Origin of the sequence: Arthrobacter sp. NicSoilC5, assembly GCF_019977395.1 — a bacterium.
In the GTDB taxonomy this organism is placed as follows: domain Bacteria; phylum Actinomycetota; class Actinomycetes; order Actinomycetales; family Micrococcaceae; genus Arthrobacter.
The window spans coordinates 2547165-2565333 of sequence record NZ_AP024660.1 but is presented as its reverse complement, the minus strand read 5'-3'; the positions used below and the strand labels follow the sequence as shown (position 1 = coordinate 2565333).

At 66.8% G+C, this 18169-nt stretch carries 14 protein-coding genes and 1 pseudogene; 11 read left to right on the top strand and 4 right to left on the bottom strand.

Annotated features, from left to right (window positions below; genetic code table 11):
• Window positions 1-55 precede the first annotated feature (55 nt).
• Complete coding sequence (locus LDO22_RS12075) at window positions 56-1288, top strand: ROK family protein (RefSeq protein WP_224023406.1); 1233 nt, start codon at window positions 56-58, stop codon at window positions 1286-1288.
• A 41-nt stretch (window positions 1289-1329) separates the two neighbouring features.
• Entirely contained in the window at window positions 1330-2382 is a 1053-nt protein-coding gene (locus LDO22_RS12070) for a tartrate dehydrogenase (protein ID WP_224023404.1), read from the top strand.
• A 28-nt stretch (window positions 2383-2410) separates the two neighbouring features.
• Here LDO22_RS12070 and LDO22_RS12065 read toward each other — a convergent pair whose 3' ends face one another.
• Both LDO22_RS12065 and LDO22_RS12060 read right to left on the bottom strand, forming a co-directional pair.
• On the bottom strand, window positions 2411-3415 hold the full coding sequence (locus LDO22_RS12065; protein WP_224023402.1) for an IS481 family transposase: 1005 nt from the start codon (window positions 3413-3415) through the stop codon (window positions 2411-2413).
• Window positions 3416-3524: 109 nt separating this feature from the next.
• Entirely contained in the window at window positions 3525-4193 is a 669-nt protein-coding gene (locus tag LDO22_RS12060) for a GntR family transcriptional regulator (RefSeq protein WP_224023400.1), read from the bottom strand.
• A 125-nt stretch (window positions 4194-4318) separates the two neighbouring features.
• Here LDO22_RS12060 and glyA point away from each other — a divergent pair, with 125 nt between their 5' ends.
• The 7 genes from glyA to purU are packed head-to-tail and all read left to right on the top strand — an operon-like array spanning window position 4319 to window position 13207.
• A complete protein-coding gene (gene glyA / locus LDO22_RS12055) occupies window positions 4319-5659 on the top strand; it encodes a serine hydroxymethyltransferase (protein WP_224023398.1) in 1341 nt (446 codons plus the stop codon).
• Window positions 5656-6876, top strand: a complete 1221-nt coding sequence (locus tag LDO22_RS12050; RefSeq protein ID WP_159630241.1) for a sarcosine oxidase subunit beta family protein — start codon at window positions 5656-5658, stop codon at window positions 6874-6876. Before glyA ends, LDO22_RS12050 begins: the two co-directional genes overlap by 4 nt.
• Window positions 6877-6905: 29 nt before the next feature.
• Window positions 6906-7310 (top strand): sarcosine oxidase subunit delta, encoded by a 405-nt coding sequence (locus LDO22_RS12045; protein WP_224023396.1) that lies wholly within the window; start codon window positions 6906-6908, stop codon window positions 7308-7310.
• On the top strand, window positions 7307-10249 hold the full coding sequence (locus tag LDO22_RS12040) for a sarcosine oxidase subunit alpha family protein (RefSeq protein ID WP_224023394.1): 2943 nt from the start codon (window positions 7307-7309) through the stop codon (window positions 10247-10249). Before LDO22_RS12045 ends, LDO22_RS12040 begins: the two co-directional genes overlap by 4 nt.
• The gene (locus LDO22_RS12035; RefSeq protein ID WP_224023392.1) at window positions 10242-10892 is read left to right on the top strand and encodes a sarcosine oxidase subunit gamma family protein; all 651 of its coding nucleotides are present in this window, start codon (window positions 10242-10244) and stop codon (window positions 10890-10892) included. Before LDO22_RS12040 ends, LDO22_RS12035 begins: the two co-directional genes overlap by 8 nt.
• The gene (locus LDO22_RS12030; RefSeq protein WP_224023390.1) at window positions 10892-12307 is read left to right on the top strand and encodes an L-serine ammonia-lyase; all 1416 of its coding nucleotides are present in this window, start codon (window positions 10892-10894) and stop codon (window positions 12305-12307) included. Before LDO22_RS12035 ends, LDO22_RS12030 begins: the two co-directional genes overlap by 1 nt.
• 3 nt (window positions 12308-12310) lie before the next feature.
• Window positions 12311-13207, top strand: a complete 897-nt coding sequence (purU, locus tag LDO22_RS12025) for a formyltetrahydrofolate deformylase (RefSeq protein WP_224023388.1) — start codon at window positions 12311-12313, stop codon at window positions 13205-13207.
• A 49-nt stretch (window positions 13208-13256) separates the two neighbouring features.
• Here purU and LDO22_RS12020 read toward each other — a convergent pair.
• Together LDO22_RS12020 and LDO22_RS12015 are read right to left on the bottom strand one after the other, a co-directional pair.
• Window positions 13257-14232, bottom strand: a pseudogene (locus LDO22_RS12020) (IS481 family transposase).
• 154 nt (window positions 14233-14386) lie between these two features.
• A complete protein-coding gene (locus LDO22_RS12015; protein ID WP_224023386.1) occupies window positions 14387-15067 on the bottom strand; it encodes a GntR family transcriptional regulator in 681 nt (226 codons plus the stop codon).
• 275 nt (window positions 15068-15342) lie between these two features.
• On the opposite strand from LDO22_RS12015, the gene LDO22_RS12010 reads away from it, so the two are divergent.
• Window positions 15343-16701, top strand: a complete 1359-nt coding sequence (locus LDO22_RS12010; protein ID WP_224023384.1) for an MFS transporter — start codon at window positions 15343-15345, stop codon at window positions 16699-16701.
• An 81-nt stretch (window positions 16702-16782) separates the two neighbouring features.
• Window positions 16783-18168: an NAD(P)/FAD-dependent oxidoreductase gene (locus tag LDO22_RS12005; RefSeq protein ID WP_224023383.1), complete on the top strand. Its 1386-nt coding sequence runs from the start codon at window positions 16783-16785 to the stop codon at window positions 18166-18168.
• The last annotated feature ends 1 nt before the right edge of the window (window position 18169 follow it).

The following is an 18169-nucleotide window of genomic DNA, read 5'->3' as shown; positions in this document are numbered from 1 at the left end:
ATCTTATATTTAAGTCCTATACGAGGATGGGGGACGCAGGGGATATCGTCAAGGGGTGGACGGAACTACGGCGAGCTCGACCCAACTGTTACGGCAGATCAACTCGGTAGCACTGCTGCGCTTTGCCCTTCAGGAGCAGGTGTTCACGGCGGGTGAAGCAATGGCGGCCACCGGCCTGACCCGGGCCACGGTGCTCGGCGTATGCGACGGGCTTGTCCACGCGGGCTGGCTGGAAGAAGTGGGCGACGAAAGCGATGCCGGCCGCTCGAACAAGGGCCGGCCGGCCCGCCGGTACCGGCTGCGGGAAGCTGCCGGCGTAGTGGTGGGGCTGGACGCCGGCGAGAGCCGCCTGACAACCCTCGTTGCTGACCTGCGTGGCCGTGAGCTCGGCAAGCGGTGCCAGCGCATTGATTCACACATGCTGGGACGGGCCGGACGCCTTGCCGCTGCGGCCGAATTGATTGGCCGGACGCTGGAGGACGCAGGGTGCGATGCCGGAGACGTCATGCTGACGGTCGTCGGGGTTCCCGCGCCGGTTGACGCCGCCGGCATGTCTCCCGGGGGCGGCGAGTTCTGGCAGTTGATGAATTCCGGATTCACCGCTGGGCTTCCCGGTGAGGTGATGGTGGAGAATGACGCCAACCTCGCTGCCCTTGCGGAACAGGCACACGAGCCGTCAGCCAATGTGGCCACCTTGCTGTCGGGGGAGCGCTTTGGAGCCGGCCTCATCGTCGATGGACGCCTTCTGCGGGGGCGGCAGGGCGGTGCCGGCGAGATGCGGTTCCTGGACGTCTTCGACAATAAGCTCGTGTCCGACGAGGGAGGCTCCGACGGGCTCGGAGCGCTGGCCCGGACGTGGGCGCGTGCGGGAGTGCATGCCTACGGCGGCGCTACCTCTCTGCGGCAGATAACCGAGGGGGACATCAGTGCGGAGGATGTGTTCCGGGCGGCCCGTGAGGGGGATCCTTTTGCGCGGGACATCATCGGGCGGCTGGGTGAACGGCTGGCCCGCATCACGGTGGCGCTCGCCAGCCTTCTTGATATTGAGCGGGTCGTCATTGCCGGCGGCATCTCCGGTGCCATCGAGCCCGTCCTGGAACGCGCGCGCGGCTTGCTGCCCACAGACTCCGGACTGCCGCTCCCGCGCATCGTTGCGAGTACCCTCGGGGCCGAAGCAGTAGTCCAGGGTGCCGTCGAATCTGCGCTCATCAGGATCAAAAGCGAACCGGCGGGATTTCTGCCGCGTGCCGCCCGTGCTGGAGCCTCGGCGTCGCCGACCCCGGCTTAGGCTTTACCCACACCCACGAACGCCGGAAAGACAGGAAAAACATGACCCGCACCTACACCATCGATTCGATTCCCGGTGATGGCATCGGCGTGGACGTCACCGAGGTAGCCATGGGGTGCGTGGATGCTGTGGCCGGGCTGCATGGCTTCACCGTCAACTGGCGTGTCCGTGACTGGAACAGCGACCTCTACGTCAAAACCGGCCGGATGATGCCCATTGACGGCATTGAGCAGCTCGGCAGCGGCGACGGGATCTATCTGGGAGCGGTGGGCACCCCCGACGTCCCCGACGACGTGACGTTGTGGGGACTGCTGATTCCCATCCGCCGGGAGTTTGACCAGTACGTCAACCTTCGCCCCATGAAGCTGCTGCCCGGGGTCAAGGGAGCGATGCCGGGCCTCGAGGACCTGGACATCGTGGTGGTCCGGGAAAACGTTGAAGGCGAGTACTCGCAGATCGGCGGCCGCTTCGGTGCGGGGACGGACGCTGAATTCGCCGTCCAGGAGAGCGTCTTCACCAAAGCCGGCATCAGCAGGGTGGCCCGCTACGCGGCAGAGGCCGCAACGAAACGCGGCGGCATCCTGGTCTCGGCCACCAAATCCAACGGCATCATCCACACCATGCCGTTCTGGGACGAAGTGGTGGCACGGACGGTGGAACAGTTCCCCGGCGTCACGGTGGACAAGGTGCTCATCGATGCGCTCGCGGCCCGGCTGGTCATGAAGCCCACCAGCGTCCGCACCATCGTCGCATCCAACCTGTTCGGGGATATCCTGTCCGACCTGGTGGCCGGAGTGGCCGGTTCCATCGGCATCGCCCCGAGTGCCAACCTGAACCCCGAGCGCCGGCACCCGTCGATGTTCGAGCCAGTCCACGGTTCCGCCCCGGACATCGCCGGCAAGGGCATCGCCAACCCCGTCGGCGCCTTCTGGGCTGCCGCCATGATGCTGGACCATCTGGGCGAGGCGGCGGCCGCGCAGTCCCTTACCGGCGCTTTCGAGTCGGCGCTGGCAGACGGCATCGCCACACCGGACCTGGGAGGCTCGGCCACCACGCTGGAATTCGCGCAGGAGGTACGGGCCCGGCTGGGCTAGCCGCGGTTGGACGCGACGGCTAGCTGTACTAACCCGGTTGGTTGGTGACACGGCTGGCGGGTGAGGCGCCTTTGAGTGCAGTGTGTGGCCTGCGCTGATTGTAGTACTCGATGAAGTCGGGGTAGCAGGATTGCCGTTCGGCTTCTGAGCTGTAGGCCTTGGCGTAGGCCCATTCCTCTTGCAGGATGCGGTTGAAGCGTTCGACCTTGCCGTTGGTTTGGGGCCGGTACGGCCGGGTGCGTTTGTGCCTGATCCCGGCTTCGCCCAGGACTGCTGCGAAGGCTCGGGAGCGGTAGCAAGCGCCGTTGTCCGTGAGCACCCTCTGGATTTTGACGCCCTGGGCGGCAAACGCGGCGATGGCGTTGCGCATGAACGCCGACGCGGTCTCTTTGGTTTCGTCCGGCAGGATCTCGGAGTACACGAACCGGGAATGGTCATCCACGGCGTGGTGCAGGAAGGTGTAGCCGCGAACCTGGCCGCGGTCCTTGGGCCGGCCTTCCGCGACGTTCCGGGCCCTGGAGTTCGCTTCGCCCTGCACCCGCCCGTGGATGCGGTGTCCGCCGCCGTTGGGGATGCGTCCGAGCTTTTTGATGTCTACGTGGATCATTTCCCCTGGCCAGGCATATTCGTACCGGTGGGCGCGGTCCCGGCCACGGACCCTGATCCCTGTTGCCGGGTCGGTGAACCGCAGCGGCGGACAAAGGTAGCGGCTCAGGATGCGGTGCACCGTGGAGACGTTCAGACGCAGGTGGTAGGCGATCCGTGCCGGACCCCAGCGCCGGTTCACCCGCAGCCCCAGCACGCGCCGCTCGGTGCGCACCCGGGTCCTGTGCGGGCAGGTCAGGGGCCGGCTCCTGCGGTCCTCCAGCCCTGCCTCGCCCAGTTCCAGGTAGCGGCGGGACCAGCGCGCGGCCGTCGGGACGGAGACGTTGAACCGCTCAGCAGCCCGGCGTAACGGCCACCCATCCACCACAATGCACCGGGCCAGCTGCAGACGACCCGAATGAGCCAAAAACGCGTTACGGTGGGACACGAGGACCTCCTGGTTTGTGTTCGCTCTCGACAAGCACCACACAACACCCGGAGGTCCTCTTATTGCGTCAAATCCGTCCCCGAGTCACCAACCTGCCGGGACAGTACAGCTAGAGCACGTTCCGGATGGCCTGCTCGAAACTGGTGACGTGCTCCAGGGCGAGCTTGCCCGCCCGGTCCGCGTCGCCGTCGGCCACTGCCTCCAGCAGCTCAACGTGTTCGGCAATGTGGGACGCGACGGACGGTACTTTTTCCAGCACCATGCACCAGATGCGCGTGGCCAGGTTGTCGTACCGGATCAGGACGTCCTCGAGGTGCGCGTTCGCGGCGGCCCGGTAGATCAGCCGGTGGACCTTGATGTCGTACCGCATGAGGTCGTAGGGATCGTCGTCGTCGCCCATGGTGGAGATCGCGGCCGCGGTTTCCCGGATTTCCGCCCGCAGCGCCGGCGTTGCCAGCTTCGCGGCCCGGCGTGCGGCCAAGGGTTCCAAGGATTCGCGCAGCTCCGAAACGTCAGCGAGTTCGGTGATGTCGACGATGGTGGCGAACGTTCCGCGGCGGGGATAGGACACCACGAGGTGGTCACTTTCCAGCCGCTTGAGGGCTTCCCGGACCGGCGTCCGGCCGATCCCGAGTTCGGCGGCCAGCTTGCCGTCGTTGATCGCCTCGCCCGGCCGGATGTCCAGCATGATGAGCCGGTCGCGGAGGTGCCGGTAGGCCAGTTCGGAGAGTGAGAGGTCCCCGTCGCCGGCCAGGTGGTTCTCTAATGTGACGCTCATTTCGAGCCTTCCCAGGAGTGCTATTGACGTCCAAGTGATCTGGAACATACTATTACGACAGTTCTAATATATCAGTTACAGATCAGTTATAGGTCAGTAACTCCGAAGGGCTCAGAAGGAGAACAATGCAGGACGTACTGAACGCCTCGCTCGCCACGGTCGACGCCGACGTCGCCGCCGCTGTGGCACAGGAACTGCACCGCCAGCAGTCCACCCTGGAAATGATTGCGTCGGAGAATTTCGCTCCGTCCTCCGTCATGGAGGCCCAGGGCTCGGTGCTCACCAACAAGTACGCCGAGGGATACCCGGGCAAGCGCTACTACGGTGGCTGCGAGCACGTGGACGTCATCGAGCAGCTGGCCATCGACCGCGTGAAGGCACTCTTCGGCGCCGAGTTCGCCAACGTGCAGCCGCACTCCGGTGCCCAGGCCAACGCCGCCGCCATGTTCGCCCTGCTGAACCCGGGCGACACCATCCTGGGGCTCTCCCTGGCGCACGGCGGACACCTCACGCACGGCATGAAGATCAACTTCTCCGGCAAGCTCTACAACGTGGTTCCCTACCACGTCCGCGAGGAAGACCTCCGGATCGATATGGCCGAGGTGGAAGCCCTGGCCCTGGAGCACAAGCCCAAGCTGATCGTGGCCGGCTGGTCCGCCTACTCCCGCCAGCTGGACTTCGCCGAATTCCGCCGCATCGCCGACCTCGTGGGCGCCTACCTCATGGTGGACATGGCGCACTTCGCCGGACTCGTCGCCGCCGGCCTGCACCCCAACCCCGTCCCGTACGCGGACGTGGTCACCACCACCACGCACAAGACCCTGGGCGGTCCGCGAGGCGGCGTCATCCTGGCCAAGGAGGAATACGCCAAGAAGATCAACAGCGCTGTGTTCCCGGGCCAGCAGGGTGGTCCGCTGGAGCACGTTGTGGCAGCCAAGGCCGTGGCGTTCAAGCTCGCTGCCGCCCCCGAATTCAAGGAGCGCCAGGAGCGGGTGCTGCAGGGCGCCAAGCTGCTGGCCGAGCGACTCCTCCAGGACGACGTCGCAGCCGCGGGCATTTCCGTGGTCAACGGCGGCACCGACGTCCACCTGGTCCTGGTGGACCTCCGCAACTCCGAACTGGACGGCCAGCAGGGTGAGGACGCACTCCACCAGATCGGTATCACGGTCAACCGCAACGCCGTCCCCTTCGACCCCCGCCCGCCGATGGTCTCCTCCGGCCTCCGGATCGGCACCCCCGCCCTGGCCGCCCGCGGCTTCGGCGCCGCCGAGTTCACCGAGGTTGCGGACATCATCGCAACGGCCCTGATTGCCTCCGCCGGCACGGGCACCCTCCCCGGGGACACCGCCGTCGAACTCCGGGAACGCGTGACGGCCCTGGCCGGCAAGTTCCCCCTCTACCCGCACCTCTCCGCCGACGCCAACCTGGCCGGCATCGAGGCAGACCTGATTGGAGCCGCCCAGTGAGCACCCAGCACCTTCCGGAGCACCCGGACTTCCTCTGGCGGAACCCGGAACCCAAGTCCTCCTACGACGCCGTGATCGTCGGCGGCGGCGGGCACGGCCTGGCCACCGCATACTTCCTGGCCAAGAACCACGGGATGACTAACATTGCAGTCCTGGAAAAGGGCTGGCTCGCCGGTGGCAACATGGCCCGCAACACCACCATCATCCGCTCCAACTACCTCTGGGACGAGAGCGCGGCCATCTATGAGCAGGCCCTCAAACTCTGGGAAATCCTGCCCGAGGAACTCGAGTACGACTTCCTGTTCAGCCAGCGCGGAGTGATGAACCTGGCCCACACCCTGGGCGATGTGCGCGAAAGCATGCGCCGCGTCGGTGCCAACAAGCTCAACGGCGTGGACGCCGAATGGCTGGACCCGCAGCAGGTCAAGGAACTCTGCCCCATCCTTAACATCCGCGACAACATCCGCTATCCCGTCATGGGCGCCACCTACCAGCCCCGCGCCGGCATCGCCAAGCACGACCACGTGGCCTGGGCCTTCGCCCGCAAGTGCGACGAAATGGGCGTTGACATCATCCAGAACTGCGAGGTGACCGGCTTCCTGAAGGACGGCGACCGCGTGGTGGGCGTCAAGACCAACCGCGGCACCATCAACACGGAGAAGGTGGGCCTCTGCGCCGCAGGCCACAGCTCCGTCCTGGCCGAAATGGCCGGCTTCCAGCTTCCCATCCAGTCCCACCCCCTGCAGGCCCTGGTCTCCGAACTGCACGAGCCTGTCCACCCCACGGTGGTCATGTCCAACCACGTGCACGTCTACGTCTCCCAGGCGCACAAGGGTGAACTGGTCATGGGCGCCGGCGTGGACTCCTACAACGGCTACGGCCAGCGCGGCTCCTTCCACGTGATCGAGCAGCAGATGGCGGCCGCCGTCGAACTCTTCCCCATCTTCGCCAGGGCCCACGTGCTCCGGACCTGGGGCGGCATCGTGGACACCACCCTGGACGCCTCGCCGATCGTGGGCACCACTCCCGTGGAGAACATGTTCGTGAACTGCGGCTGGGGAACCGGCGGATTCAAGGGCACTCCCGCCGCCGGCATGACCTTCGCGCACACCATCGCCACCGGCGCCCCGCACAAGCTGAATGCGCCGTTCTCGCTGGAACGCTTCGAAACCGGCGCCCTCATCGACGAACACGGCGCCGCCGCCGTGGCCCACTAGCCGCCGCCACCAGAAAAGGACTAACGCACATGCTGCTGATCCCATGCCCCAACTGCGGCCCGCGGGACGAAACCGAATTCCACTACGGGGGACAGGCCCACGTCCCGTACCCCGAGAACCCCAACGAGCTCAGCGACACGGAGTGGTCCCGCTACCTCTTCTACCGGGAGAACCCCAAAGGCATCTTCGCCGAGCGCTGGGTCCACAGCACCGGCTGCCGCCAGTGGTTCAACATGCTCCGCGACACCGTGAGCTACGACATCAAGGCCATCTACCCGATGGGGGCGAAGCGGCCCGACCGCTCCCCGGACGGCGCGCCCGAAACCGGGACCGCCAGCACCGGCCCTGACAGCACCACCACGGGAAGTGCCGCACCCAGCACCTCCACCACGAGCATCCTCAGCACCACCGCCCCGGAAGGAGCGACCAAGTGACTTCCCAGAACGCCCGCCTGGCTACCGGCGGCCGCATCGACCGCACCATCTCCTGGCGCTTCACCGTGGACGGCGAGGAGTTCACCGGCCACCCCGGTGACACCCTGGCCTCCGCGCTGCTGGCCAACGGCCGCATCGCCGCCGGCAACTCCCTCTACGAGGACCGCCCCCGCGGCATCATGTCCGCCGGGGTGGAGGAGGCCAACGCCCTGGTCCGCGTGGAAGCCCGCTTCCCCGGCCACGTGGCCGAATCCATGCTCCCCGCCACCACCGTTTCCCTGGTGGACGGACTCCAGGCCACCCTGCTCAACGGCCTGGGCAAGCTGGACCCGGAGGACGACCGCGCCGAATACGACAAGAAGTACGTCCACACCGACGTCCTGGTCATCGGTGGCGGCCCCGCCGGGCTCGCCGCAGCCCGCGAGGCTGTCCGCACCGGCGCCAGGGTCATGCTCCTCGATGACCAGCCCGAACTCGGCGGCTCGCTGCTCTCCGGTTCCACCGCTCCCGGCCTTGCCGAGACCATCGAAGGAAAGCCCGCCCTGGAATGGGTGGCCGACGTTGAAGCCGAGCTGGTATCCGGCGCCGAGTCCACGGTCCTGAACCGCACCACCGCGTTCGGCGCCTACGACGCCAACTACGTCATCGCCGTCCAGAACCGAACCGACCACCTCACCAGCCCCGCAGCCGCAGGCGTGTCCCGCCAGCGGATTTGGCACATCCGTGCCAGCCAGGTGGTCGTCGCCCCGGGCGCCCACGAACGCCCCCTGGTGTTCGAGAACAACGACCGCCCCGGCATCATGCTCGCCTCCGCCGTGCGCAGCTACCTGAACCGCTACGGCGTGGCCGCCGGCAAGCGCGTGGTCATCAGCACCACCAACGACAGCGCCTACGCCGTCGCCGCCGACCTCGCGGCCGCGGGCGTCAAGGTCGCCGCCGTGGTGGACGCCCGTCCGGCACTGACCGCAGCGGCAACTGCCGCCGTCGAATCCGGGATCCGGGTGCTGATCGGCAGCGCGGTGGCCAACACCTCCGCCGGCGCCGACGGCCGCCTGGACGGCGTGACCGTCCGCAGCATCAACGACGACGGCGAGCTCACCTCCGGCGTCGAGCAGATCGCAGCAGACCTGCTGGCTGTGTCCGGCGGCTGGAGCCCGCTGGTCCACCTGCACTCCCAGCGCCAGGGCAAGCTGCGCTGGGACGAGGAGCTGGCAGCCTTCGTGCCCAGCACCGAGGTCCCCGCCCAGCAGACCATTGGCGCCGGCCGCGGCTCCTTCGCCACCGAAGACTGCGTTGCGGAGGGCATCTCCGCCGGCGCGAAGGCGGCCATCGCCACAGGCTTCGAATCCGCCGTCGAACCCTCCGTGTTCGGCGACCCGAAGGCCTCCGCCCCCACCCGCCAGCTGTGGCTGGTGCCGGGCGAGAACGGCACCCCGGATGACTGGCACCACCACTTCGTGGACTTCCAGCGCGACCAGTCCGTGGCGGACGTCCTCCGCTCCACCGGTGCCGGCATGCGCTCGGTGGAACACATCAAGCGGTACACCTCCATCAGCACGGCCAACGACCAGGGCAAGACCTCCGGCGTCAACGCCATCGGCGTCATCGCCGCGGCCCTGCGCACCGCCGGCGAAGCCTCCCGCGGCATCGGAGACATCGGCACCACCACCTACCGCGCCCCCTTCACCCCGGTGGCTTTCGCGGCACTGGCCGGACGCCAGCGCGGGGAACTGTTCGACCCCGCCCGCGTTACGTCCATCCACCCCTGGCACGTGGCCAAGGGCGCGCTGTTCGAGGACGTTGGACAGTGGAAGCGGCCCTGGTACTACCCGCAGGCCGGGGAGGACATGGACGCTGCCGTGCTGCGCGAATGCGCCGCCGTCCGCGAATCCGTTGGCTTCATGGACGCCACCACCCTGGGCAAGATCGAAATCCGCGGCAAGGACGCGGGGGAGTTCCTGAACCGGATGTACACCAACGCGTTCAAGAAGCTCGCCCCGGGCTCGGCGCGCTACGGCGTCATGTGCACCCCGGACGGCATGATCTTCGACGACGGCGTGACCCTCCGCGTGGACGACGACACCTACTTCATGACCACCACCACCGGCGGTGCCGCCAAGGTACTGGACTGGCTGGAGGAATGGCTGCAGACCGAGTGGCCGGAACTGGACGTGCAGTGCACCTCCGTCACCGAACAGTGGAGCACGATCGCCGTCGTCGGACCCAAGTCCCGTGAGGTCATCGCCAAGGTGGCGCCCGAACTGGCTGCCAACGGCGGCCTGGACGCTGAAGCCTTCCCGTTCATGACCTTCCGCGAAACCACCCTCGCCTCCGGCGTACGCGCCCGGATCTGCCGGATCTCGTTCTCCGGTGAACTCGCCTACGAGATCAATGTCCCGGCCTGGTACGGGCTGAACACCTGGGAATCCGTGGCCGCCGCCGGTGCCGAATTCAACATCACCCCCTACGGCACCGAAACCATGCACGTGCTGCGCGCCGAAAAGGGCTACCCGATCGTCGGGCAGGACACGGACGGCACCGTCACCCCGCAGGACGCGGGCATGGAGTGGATCGTTTCCAAGGCCAAGGACTTCATCGGCAAGCGCTCCTACACCCGGTCGGACGCGCAGCGTGAGGACCGCAAGCACCTGGTCAGCGTCCTCCCCGTGGACGGCACGCTGCGCCTGCCCGAAGGCACCCAGCTGGTGGAGAAGGGACGCTCCACCAACCCCGCCTACGGCCCCGTGCCGATGGAAGGGTTCGTCACCTCCAGCTACCACAGCGCAGCGCTGGGCCGGTCGTTCGGCCTGGCCCTGATCAAGAACGGACGCAACCGCATCGGCGAAACGCTGGTGGCAGCCGCCGGCGACCAGCTGGTGGACGTGGTCGTCGCAGAAACAGTGCTTTTTGACTCTGAAGGGACCCGTAAAGATGGCTGAAACAGCAGCATCCCCGACCTCCGCAAAGACCAACGCCGAGAAGAACCTCGCCGCCCGCGTCAGCCCGGCGCGCCAGCTGGCGGAAGACTTCACGGCCGGCTCACTGGCCGGCACCGTTGAAATCTCCGAGGTGCCCTTCCTGACCATGGTGGGCCTCCGGGCCCTCGCAGGATCCGCCGCGGCGGAGCGCCTGGCCGGTGTCACCGGCGGCCTCCCCACCGGCTCCGGTGCCGTGGCCGGAAACGGCGACGTGTCCGTCCTGTGGCTCGGCCCCGCCGAGTTCCTGGTGGTTGCACCCACCGAGGCGCACGAATCCCTGGGCGGGGACCTCATCCCCGCGCTCCGGGACGCGCTGGGCGGGGACGCGGGCCAGGTGGTGGACCTGTCCGCCAACCGGACCACGTTCGAACTGACGGGCCCCCGGGCCCGCGCCGTCCTGGAAAAGGGCTGCTCGCTGGACCTGCACCCGCGGGCCTTCAAGGCCGGCACCGCCTTCTCCACGGAAATCGCGAACATCCCCGCCATCCTGTGGAAGACCGGTGACGAGTCCTTCCGGATCTTCCCCCGCGCTTCCTTCGCCGAGTTCCTGGGCCGGTGGCTGCTGGACGCCATGCGGGAGTACGCCTCGCCAGAGGTCCCCTGATGGCGCTCAGCGTCCTTGACCTCTTTTCCGTCGGCATCGGGCCCTCGTCGTCACACACGGTGGGCCCGATGCGGGCGGCCAAGCTGTTCGCGGACGGACTGAAGGGCGACGGCCAGCTGGCCGCCACCGCCCGGGTCCAGACCGAACTGTTCGGCTCCCTCGGCGCCACCGGCCGCGGCCACGGCTCGGACAAGGCCGTGGTCCTGGGGCTGAAGGGCCTGGACCCGGAAACCGTGGACACCACCACCGCCGACGACCAGGTGGCAGCCGCCGCGCTGGACGCCGAACTGCACATCGCCGGGGCGCACCGGGTGGACTTCAACTGGGAAGAGGACGTGGTGCTCCACCGGCGCAAGTCCCTTCCCGCGCACCCCAACGGCATGACCTTCCGGGCCCTGGACCACACGGGTGCCGTCCTGAGCGAGCGGAGCTTCTACTCGATCGGCGGCGGCTTTGTGGTGGACGGCGACGCCGAAGGCGGGGACAAGGTGGTGCCGGATGACACCGTGCTGCCCTACCCGTTCTCCACGGCGGATGAACTCCTGCAGATCTGCAGCCGCGAAGGCATGTCCATCTCCGACGTCATGCTGGCCAACGAACTCACCTGGCGCAGCGAAGCGGAACTCCGCGAGCAGCTGCTGGGGCTGTGGGCCGTCATGCGCGAATGCGTGGAGAACGGCTGCAACGCCGAAGGCATCCTGCCCGGCGGCCTGAACGTCACCCGGCGGGCGCCTGCCCTGTTCCGGACCCTGACGGCCTCGGCCGCCACCGCCGAAGCTGCGGCAGCGTCGCCGTCGCCCGTCCAGGCACCGGCGGACCCGCTGCTCGCGATGGAATGGGTGAACCTCTTCGCGCTGGCCGTGAATGAGGAGAACGCCGCCGGCGGGCGGATCGTCACTGCCCCCACCAACGGAGCCGCGGGCATCGTGCCGGCCGTCCTGCACTACTACGTGAAGTTTGTTCCGGGAGCCGACGACGACGGTGTGGTCCGCTTCCTGCTGGCGGCGGCCGCCGTCGGAATCCTGTTCAAAACCAACGCCTCCATCTCCGGCGCCGAAGTGGGCTGCCAGGGCGAGGTGGGCTCCGCCTGCTCGATGGCTGCGGCCGGGCTCTGCGAAGTGCTCGGCGGAACGCCGGCGCAGGTGGAAAACGCCGCCGAGGTAGGGATCGAGCACAACCTGGGCCTGACCTGCGATCCCGTGGGCGGGCTGGTGCAGATCCCCTGCATTGAGCGGAATGCGATCGCCAGCTTGAAGGCGATCAACGCGGCCCGGCTGGCCCTGCACGGGGACGGCAGCCACAAGGTCTCGCTGGACAAGGCGATCAAGACCATGCGTGACACCGGAGCCGACATGAAAACCAAGTACAAGGAAACCTCCCGAGGAGGCCTCGCCGTGAATGTGATCGAGTGCTGAGCCATGACTGTTACTGAAACCCATATCCCCGCGTCGAAAGCGCCCACCACCGTGGAACACGTCCTGACCCTGGACTGCCCCGAGGGGCCCGGCATTGTGCACGCCGTCTCCGGGTTCCTGCTGGAGCACGGCTGCGACATCATCGACAACAAGCAGTTCGGTGAGCGCTCCGAAGGCCACTTCTTCATGCGCGTGCACTTCGTCTCCGAAGGTGACGATTCCACGCTGGAGGAGATGCGGACCTCCTTCGCCCCGGTGGCCGAAAAATTCGGCATGCGCTGGCAGCTGGAACGCCACGGGTCCAAGCGCAAGGTGCTGATCATGGTGTCCAAGTTCGGGCACTGCCTCAACGACCTGCTGTTCCGGGCCCGCATCGGAGAACTGCCGGTGGAAATCGTTGCGGTGGTATCCAACCACCGGGACCACGAGGCACTGGTGCAGTGGCACGGCATCCCGTTCCACCACATCCCGGTCACTGCCGACACCAAACCCGCAGCGGAAGCCGCGCTGATGGCACTCGTGGACGGGCTCGACGTCGAACTGGTGGTGCTGGCCCGCTACATGCAGGTGCTCAGCGACGACCTGACCCGCAAGCTGGACGGCCGGGCCATCAACATCCACCACTCGTTCCTGCCCAGCTTCAAGGGTGCCAAGCCGTACCACCAGGCCTACGCCCGCGGCGTCAAGACCGTGGGCGCCACGGCCCACTACGTCAACGCAGAACTGGACGAGGGACCCATCATCTCCCAGCAGGTGGTGGACGTGGACCACACGTACGGGCCCGAGGACCTGGTGGCCGCCGGCCGCGACACTGAATGCAAGGCCCTCTCCAACGCGGTGAAGTGGCACTGCGAAGGACGGGTCATCCTGCAGGGCAACCGCACTGTGGTGCTCCGCTAGCGGTTCTCAACTAAACACTGTCAGCGCGGCTGGCTGCCCCTAGGTGTACTCAGTCAGTAGGTTGGTTGCACCTGCTGATGGGTGGTTTGCCTCCGAGGCTGCCGTGGGGGGCGGTGGTTGTTGTAGAAGTTTAGCCAGGGCTGCAGGGCGTCGACGCGGGCTTGGTTGGATGTGAAGGGTTGGCGGTAGGCCCAGCCTTCTTGGAGGGTGCGGTTGAAGCGTTCTGCTTTGCCGTTTTGCCAGGGGTGGCGGGGTTTGATCAGGATGTGTTTGGCGCCCAGGGCAGCGAGTGCGTCCTGGAAGTCGCGGGAGAGCCGGTAGGCGAAGGCGTTGTCTGTCATGACCCGTTTCACCGGTGCTCCGTTGGCGGCCATGGCGGCTGCGGCCCTGGTGAGGAATTCGGCGCAGGTCGGGCCTTTCTCGTCGGGCAGGACCTCGGCATAGGCGAAGCGGGAATGATCATCGACGGCCACGTGGACGTAGTCAAAACCGACTTTCTGAGGTGATTTGCGGTGGTTGGCGCGGTTTTGCGCCGGGTCGGTCCGCCAACCGCCGCCGTCCGGGATCCGGCCTAGTTTCTTGACGTCGATGTGGATCATGTCGCCTGGGGCGTCGCGTTCGTAGCGGCGGTCGGTGGCCCGGGACGCGCGGATTCGTGCCCCGGTCACTGGGTCCAGGTCCCACAACCTGGGCATGCCCGCGCGGACCAGAATCCGGGAGACCGTCCGGGCGCTCGTGCCGCAGCGCACGGCCAGGTCCGCTGGTCCCTCGCGATGCTCGACGCGCTGGGTGAGAACATCCGCTACGACTTCCGCGGAGGTGGCGTGCGGGCATGACCTCGGACGGGAGCTGCGGTCTTCCAAACCAGCCCAGCCATCCGCGCGGTACCTGCTGATCCAGCGGTGCGCACAGGTCCTTGAGATGCCCATCTCTTTGGCTACATGGGCCACTGGCTGGCCGGCAAGGACGCGCTCGATAATGATCCGCCTACCGTTCGGAGTCAGGCGGGCGTTACGGTGGGACATGAAGACCTCTTAGTCGTTGGCTGTGTGTGGTAACCACCAACCTAAGAGGTCTTCACCTATTCACGATGTAACCAACGTCCTGACTCAGTACACCTAGGGCGGCCGGCCGCGCTTTTTTGCTTGCCTGATCCTTGCGCCATTCGCGGGCCAGGCACTAGGCGCTGCCCTGCTCGGCGAGGCGGGCCTTGATCCGCTCGCTGGCATCGCGGAGGGATGCGTCGTTGACGGCTGCGGCAGCCGCCGGGTCCCCGTTCCGTGCAGCGGCCACCAGGTCCTGCTGGTACCGCCACAGGGAACCGTCGTCACCGGCGTCCAGGGAGCCCTGTGCGCCGACGATCTTGTAGGCGCGGCACTGCTGCCACAGGGCCCTGATCGTTTGCAGCAGCACCGGGTTGCCGCCCGCCTGGTAAAGGATGGCCAGCATCTCCTCGTCATGGTCAAGGAGGGCGATGACCTGCCGCTCGTCGATGGCTTTGCGCATCAGCTCGTACTCGGACTGCATTCTCCCGCAGTCCTCCGGGGTGATCCTCTCGCTGCCCAGCCGCGCAGCTTCGGTCTCCAGAAGCCGGCGCACGTCATAGACGTGGATCAATTCCTCGAGGCTGAGGCTCTTGACCACGGCACCCTTGTGCGGCTCACGCTCCGCCAGGCCGGTTTCCTCCAGGCGGCGGATGGCCTCGCGGACCGGCATGACGCTTGTCCCCACCTGCTCGGCGAGGTCGCGCACCTTAAGTCGGGATCCGGCGGGCAGCTCACCGCTGAGGATCGCAGCATGGATCATCGCGTAGACCTGGTCGGTCAGCAGGGTGGGCTCGGCGCGCTTGGATATGACCACCTGTCCAATATACGGCCGGGAGAACCGCGCCTCGTGGCGGCGCCATGGCGTGAGGGCACAAAGAAACTTTGAAATATGTCTTGTGTGATCTGTGATCACATCTTATGGTGGTTTATGTCACATCGACCAAGCGCATCCCTTGCAGCCTCCACTGCGGAGGGGCTGCAAGCCTCCGGATAACCGGCCAGCTGCCAACGGCGGCGGCACCCGCACCGGCCCCAACACATCTCCTCCTGGCCCACCTGCTGAAGTGGCCGCTTCCGAAAGGAAAACCCATGTCCCACGTAGTTGATGACGCACCACTGTCCGGCTTCCATAAAAGGCTGGCCCTGTTCTCTTCGGGCGGCCCGTTCCTTGACGGGTACATCCTGAGCATCATCGGTGTTGCAATGGTCCAGATCACTCCGCAGTTCAACCTGAGCGCGTCGGAACAGGGCATGGTGGGCGCGGCCGCCCTGGGTGGCATCTTCTTCGGCGCTTTCCTGGGCGGCTGGCTCACTGACAAGTTCGGCCGCCACCTGCTCTTCACCGTCGACCTGATCGCCCTTGTGGTCTGCTCGGTCCTCCAGGCCTTCGTCAATGACGCCTTTTGGCTGATCGTCCTGCGCCTCCTGATCGGCTTCGCCGTCGGCGCCGACTACCCCATCGCCACCTCCCTGCTGGCCGAGTTCACCCCCAGCCGCTGGCGCGGCCCGCTCCTGGGCGCCTTCGTCACCATGTGGTTCGTCGGTGCGGCCGTCGCCTACATCGTGGGACAGTTCCTGCTGACCTTCGACGGCGGCTGGCGCTGGATGCTTGCCAGCGCCGCCCTTCCCGGGCTGCTGATCGTCCTGATGCGCATCGGTACCCCCGAGTCCCCCCGCTGGCTGGTCAAGATGGGCCGGCATGACGAGGCGAACGAAGTCCTCGCCAAGGTCTACGGCCCGCACGTCACCCTCGCGGACCTGCCGGAGGAGAGCGGCACGCATGTCAGCGTCGGGCAGCTGATCCGCTCCGGCTACGGCAAGCGGATGGCATTCATTACCATCTTCTGGACCTGTTCCATCGTCCCGCTGTTTGCCGTCTACGCGTTCGGGCCGGCCATCCTCGAAGCCCTGAACCTCGGCGGCGAGCTGGCCAACATCGGCTCCGCAGCCATCACCGTCATGTTCCTCGTTGGCTGCCTCATCGCCGTGGCGCTGGTCAACAGGATGGGACGGCGGCCACTGATCATCCACAGTTTTCTCTGGGGCGGCCTTGCCCTCCTGGCCCTGGGAATCTTCCCCACCGCTGACAGCTGGATCATCCTGGCCCTGTTCGCCGCCTACGCAGTCCTCATCGGCGGCACCCAAATCATGCAGTGGGTGTACCCGAACGAACTCTTTCCCACCGAAGTCCGCGGGTCCGCTGTGGGCCTGGCCTCCTCGCTCAGCCGCATCGGTGCAGCTGTAGGCACCTACCTCGTCCCGCTGGCCCTGGCCACCCTGGGCATCGGCACCACCATGATCATCGCCGGCGTCATCACCCTCCTGGGCCTCGCCGTTTCGCTCGCCTGGGCACCGGAAACCCGGGGCAAGACGCTCGGTGAGGCGGCGATGCTCGACGGCGGCCAGGCCAGTGCGGCGTCAACGTTCAGGAAGCCGGCCATCAGCTAAGCAGCAAAACAACTTCCCGGAAGCAGCCGCTGGCGGCTCCCGGCGACCAACCACACCCAACAACAGCAAGGAATGGCAATCATGAAAGACGCAGTAATCGTTGGCGGCGGCCTGGCCGGACTCTCGGCGGCCTGGCGGCTCCGGCACTGGGACACAGTGGTCCTGGAATCCGGGGACCGCGTGGGCGGCCGCATCCGCTCCGAACGCCGGGGTGACTACTGGCTGAACTGGGGCGGCCACGTTTTTGCCGGCGCCGGATCCTCCACCGACGCGCTGCTGAACGAAGTCGGCGTGATGGCGGTCCAGATCCCCGGGTCCCTGCAGGGCCTGTCCATGAACGGCAAGTTCATCAAAAAGGGGCACATCGCCACCTACCCGTTCCGCATCCCGATGTCCCTCACCTCCCGTGTGGACACCATGCGGGCCGGCCTGAAGGTCGTCAGTGGAGTGGCCAAGTACACCGGAGTGGTGCGAAAGCGGGCAGGGGAGTCCGGTGCCATGCGGCAGCAGCGCATCTACGATTTCGAGAACAACACCTCTTTCCAGGACTTCATCGGCAATCTCTCTGAAGATGCGGCAGCCCTGTTCAAGACCACCGTCACCCGTTCTGCCGGCGACATGGACCAGATCTCCGCCGGTGCCGGCATCGGCTACTTCAGCCTGGTCCTGGGCTTTGGCCAAGGGCTGAGCCGGGGCATCGTTGGCGGCCCGTCCACGCTGACGGAATCCATTGCGGCGGCCATGGGGGACCGCATCGAGCTCGGCGCCGTGGTCCACGAAGTAGTCCACAAAAAGGAATCCGTCGTGGTCCGGTACCGCCAGGACGGCGTCGACCGCGAAGTTGAGGCACGCACCGTTGTCCTCGCCACCACCGCCGATGTCTCGCACAAGGTCGGCGTGGACCTCCCGGATGACCTGCGCGGTGCACTCAGCCAGATCAAGTACGGCCCCCACGTCAGCACAGCGTTCCTGACCAACGAAACCACGGCCCGGCCCTGGGACGACATCTACGCCATCGCGGCACCGAAGCGCTCCTTCGCGATCGCCCTGAACCAGGCGAGCATCGTCCGCGGCACCGAATCCGTCCGCAAGCCCGGCGGCAGCTTCATGACATTCTCCCCGGCCAGCCTGGGCAAGGCGCTGCTGGAGAAGAGCGAAGAGGACGTCATTAAGACCCACTTGACCGACCTTGACCAGGTCCTGGGCCACGGCTTCGCCGACAGCGTCGTCGAGGCCAAGGTGGACCGCTGGAAGAATGCGTCCCCCTACTGCTTCCCCGGCCGCGCCAAAATCCAGTCCACGCTGATGCGCGGAGCCGACCGCGTCTTCCTGGCCGGCGACTACCTCGGAACCCTCTACACCGAAAGCTCCATCACCACCGGCTTCTCCGCAGCCCAGGAAGCCGCCAGCGTCCTTGCCACCCACCGCCAGGCACCGCCCCAGGCCGGCCTGTCCATCGTCGCCTGAC

What these genes read in the sequence shown, in the direction of transcription:
- LDO22_RS12035 (WP_224023392.1), top strand. Translation starts at nt 10,242, where the DNA reads ATGGCTGAAACAGCAGCATCCCCGACCTCCGCAAAGACCAACGCCGAG.
- LDO22_RS12005 (WP_224023383.1), top strand. Translation starts at nt 16,783, where the DNA reads ATGAAAGACGCAGTAATCGTTGGCGGCGGCCTGGCCGGACTCTCGGCG.
- LDO22_RS12045 (WP_224023396.1), top strand. Translation starts at nt 6,906, where the DNA reads ATGCTGCTGATCCCATGCCCCAACTGCGGCCCGCGGGACGAAACCGAA.
- glyA (WP_224023398.1), top strand. Translation starts at nt 4,319, where the DNA reads ATGCAGGACGTACTGAACGCCTCGCTCGCCACGGTCGACGCCGACGTC.
- LDO22_RS12060 (WP_224023400.1), bottom strand. Translation starts at nt 4,193, where the DNA reads ATGAGCGTCACATTAGAGAACCACCTGGCCGGCGACGGGGACCTCTCA.
- LDO22_RS12030 (WP_224023390.1), top strand. Translation starts at nt 10,892, where the DNA reads ATGGCGCTCAGCGTCCTTGACCTCTTTTCCGTCGGCATCGGGCCCTCG.
- LDO22_RS12070 (WP_224023404.1), top strand. Translation starts at nt 1,330, where the DNA reads ATGACCCGCACCTACACCATCGATTCGATTCCCGGTGATGGCATCGGC.
- purU (WP_224023388.1), top strand. Translation starts at nt 12,311, where the DNA reads ATGACTGTTACTGAAACCCATATCCCCGCGTCGAAAGCGCCCACCACC.
- LDO22_RS12010 (WP_224023384.1), top strand. Translation starts at nt 15,343, where the DNA reads ATGTCCCACGTAGTTGATGACGCACCACTGTCCGGCTTCCATAAAAGG.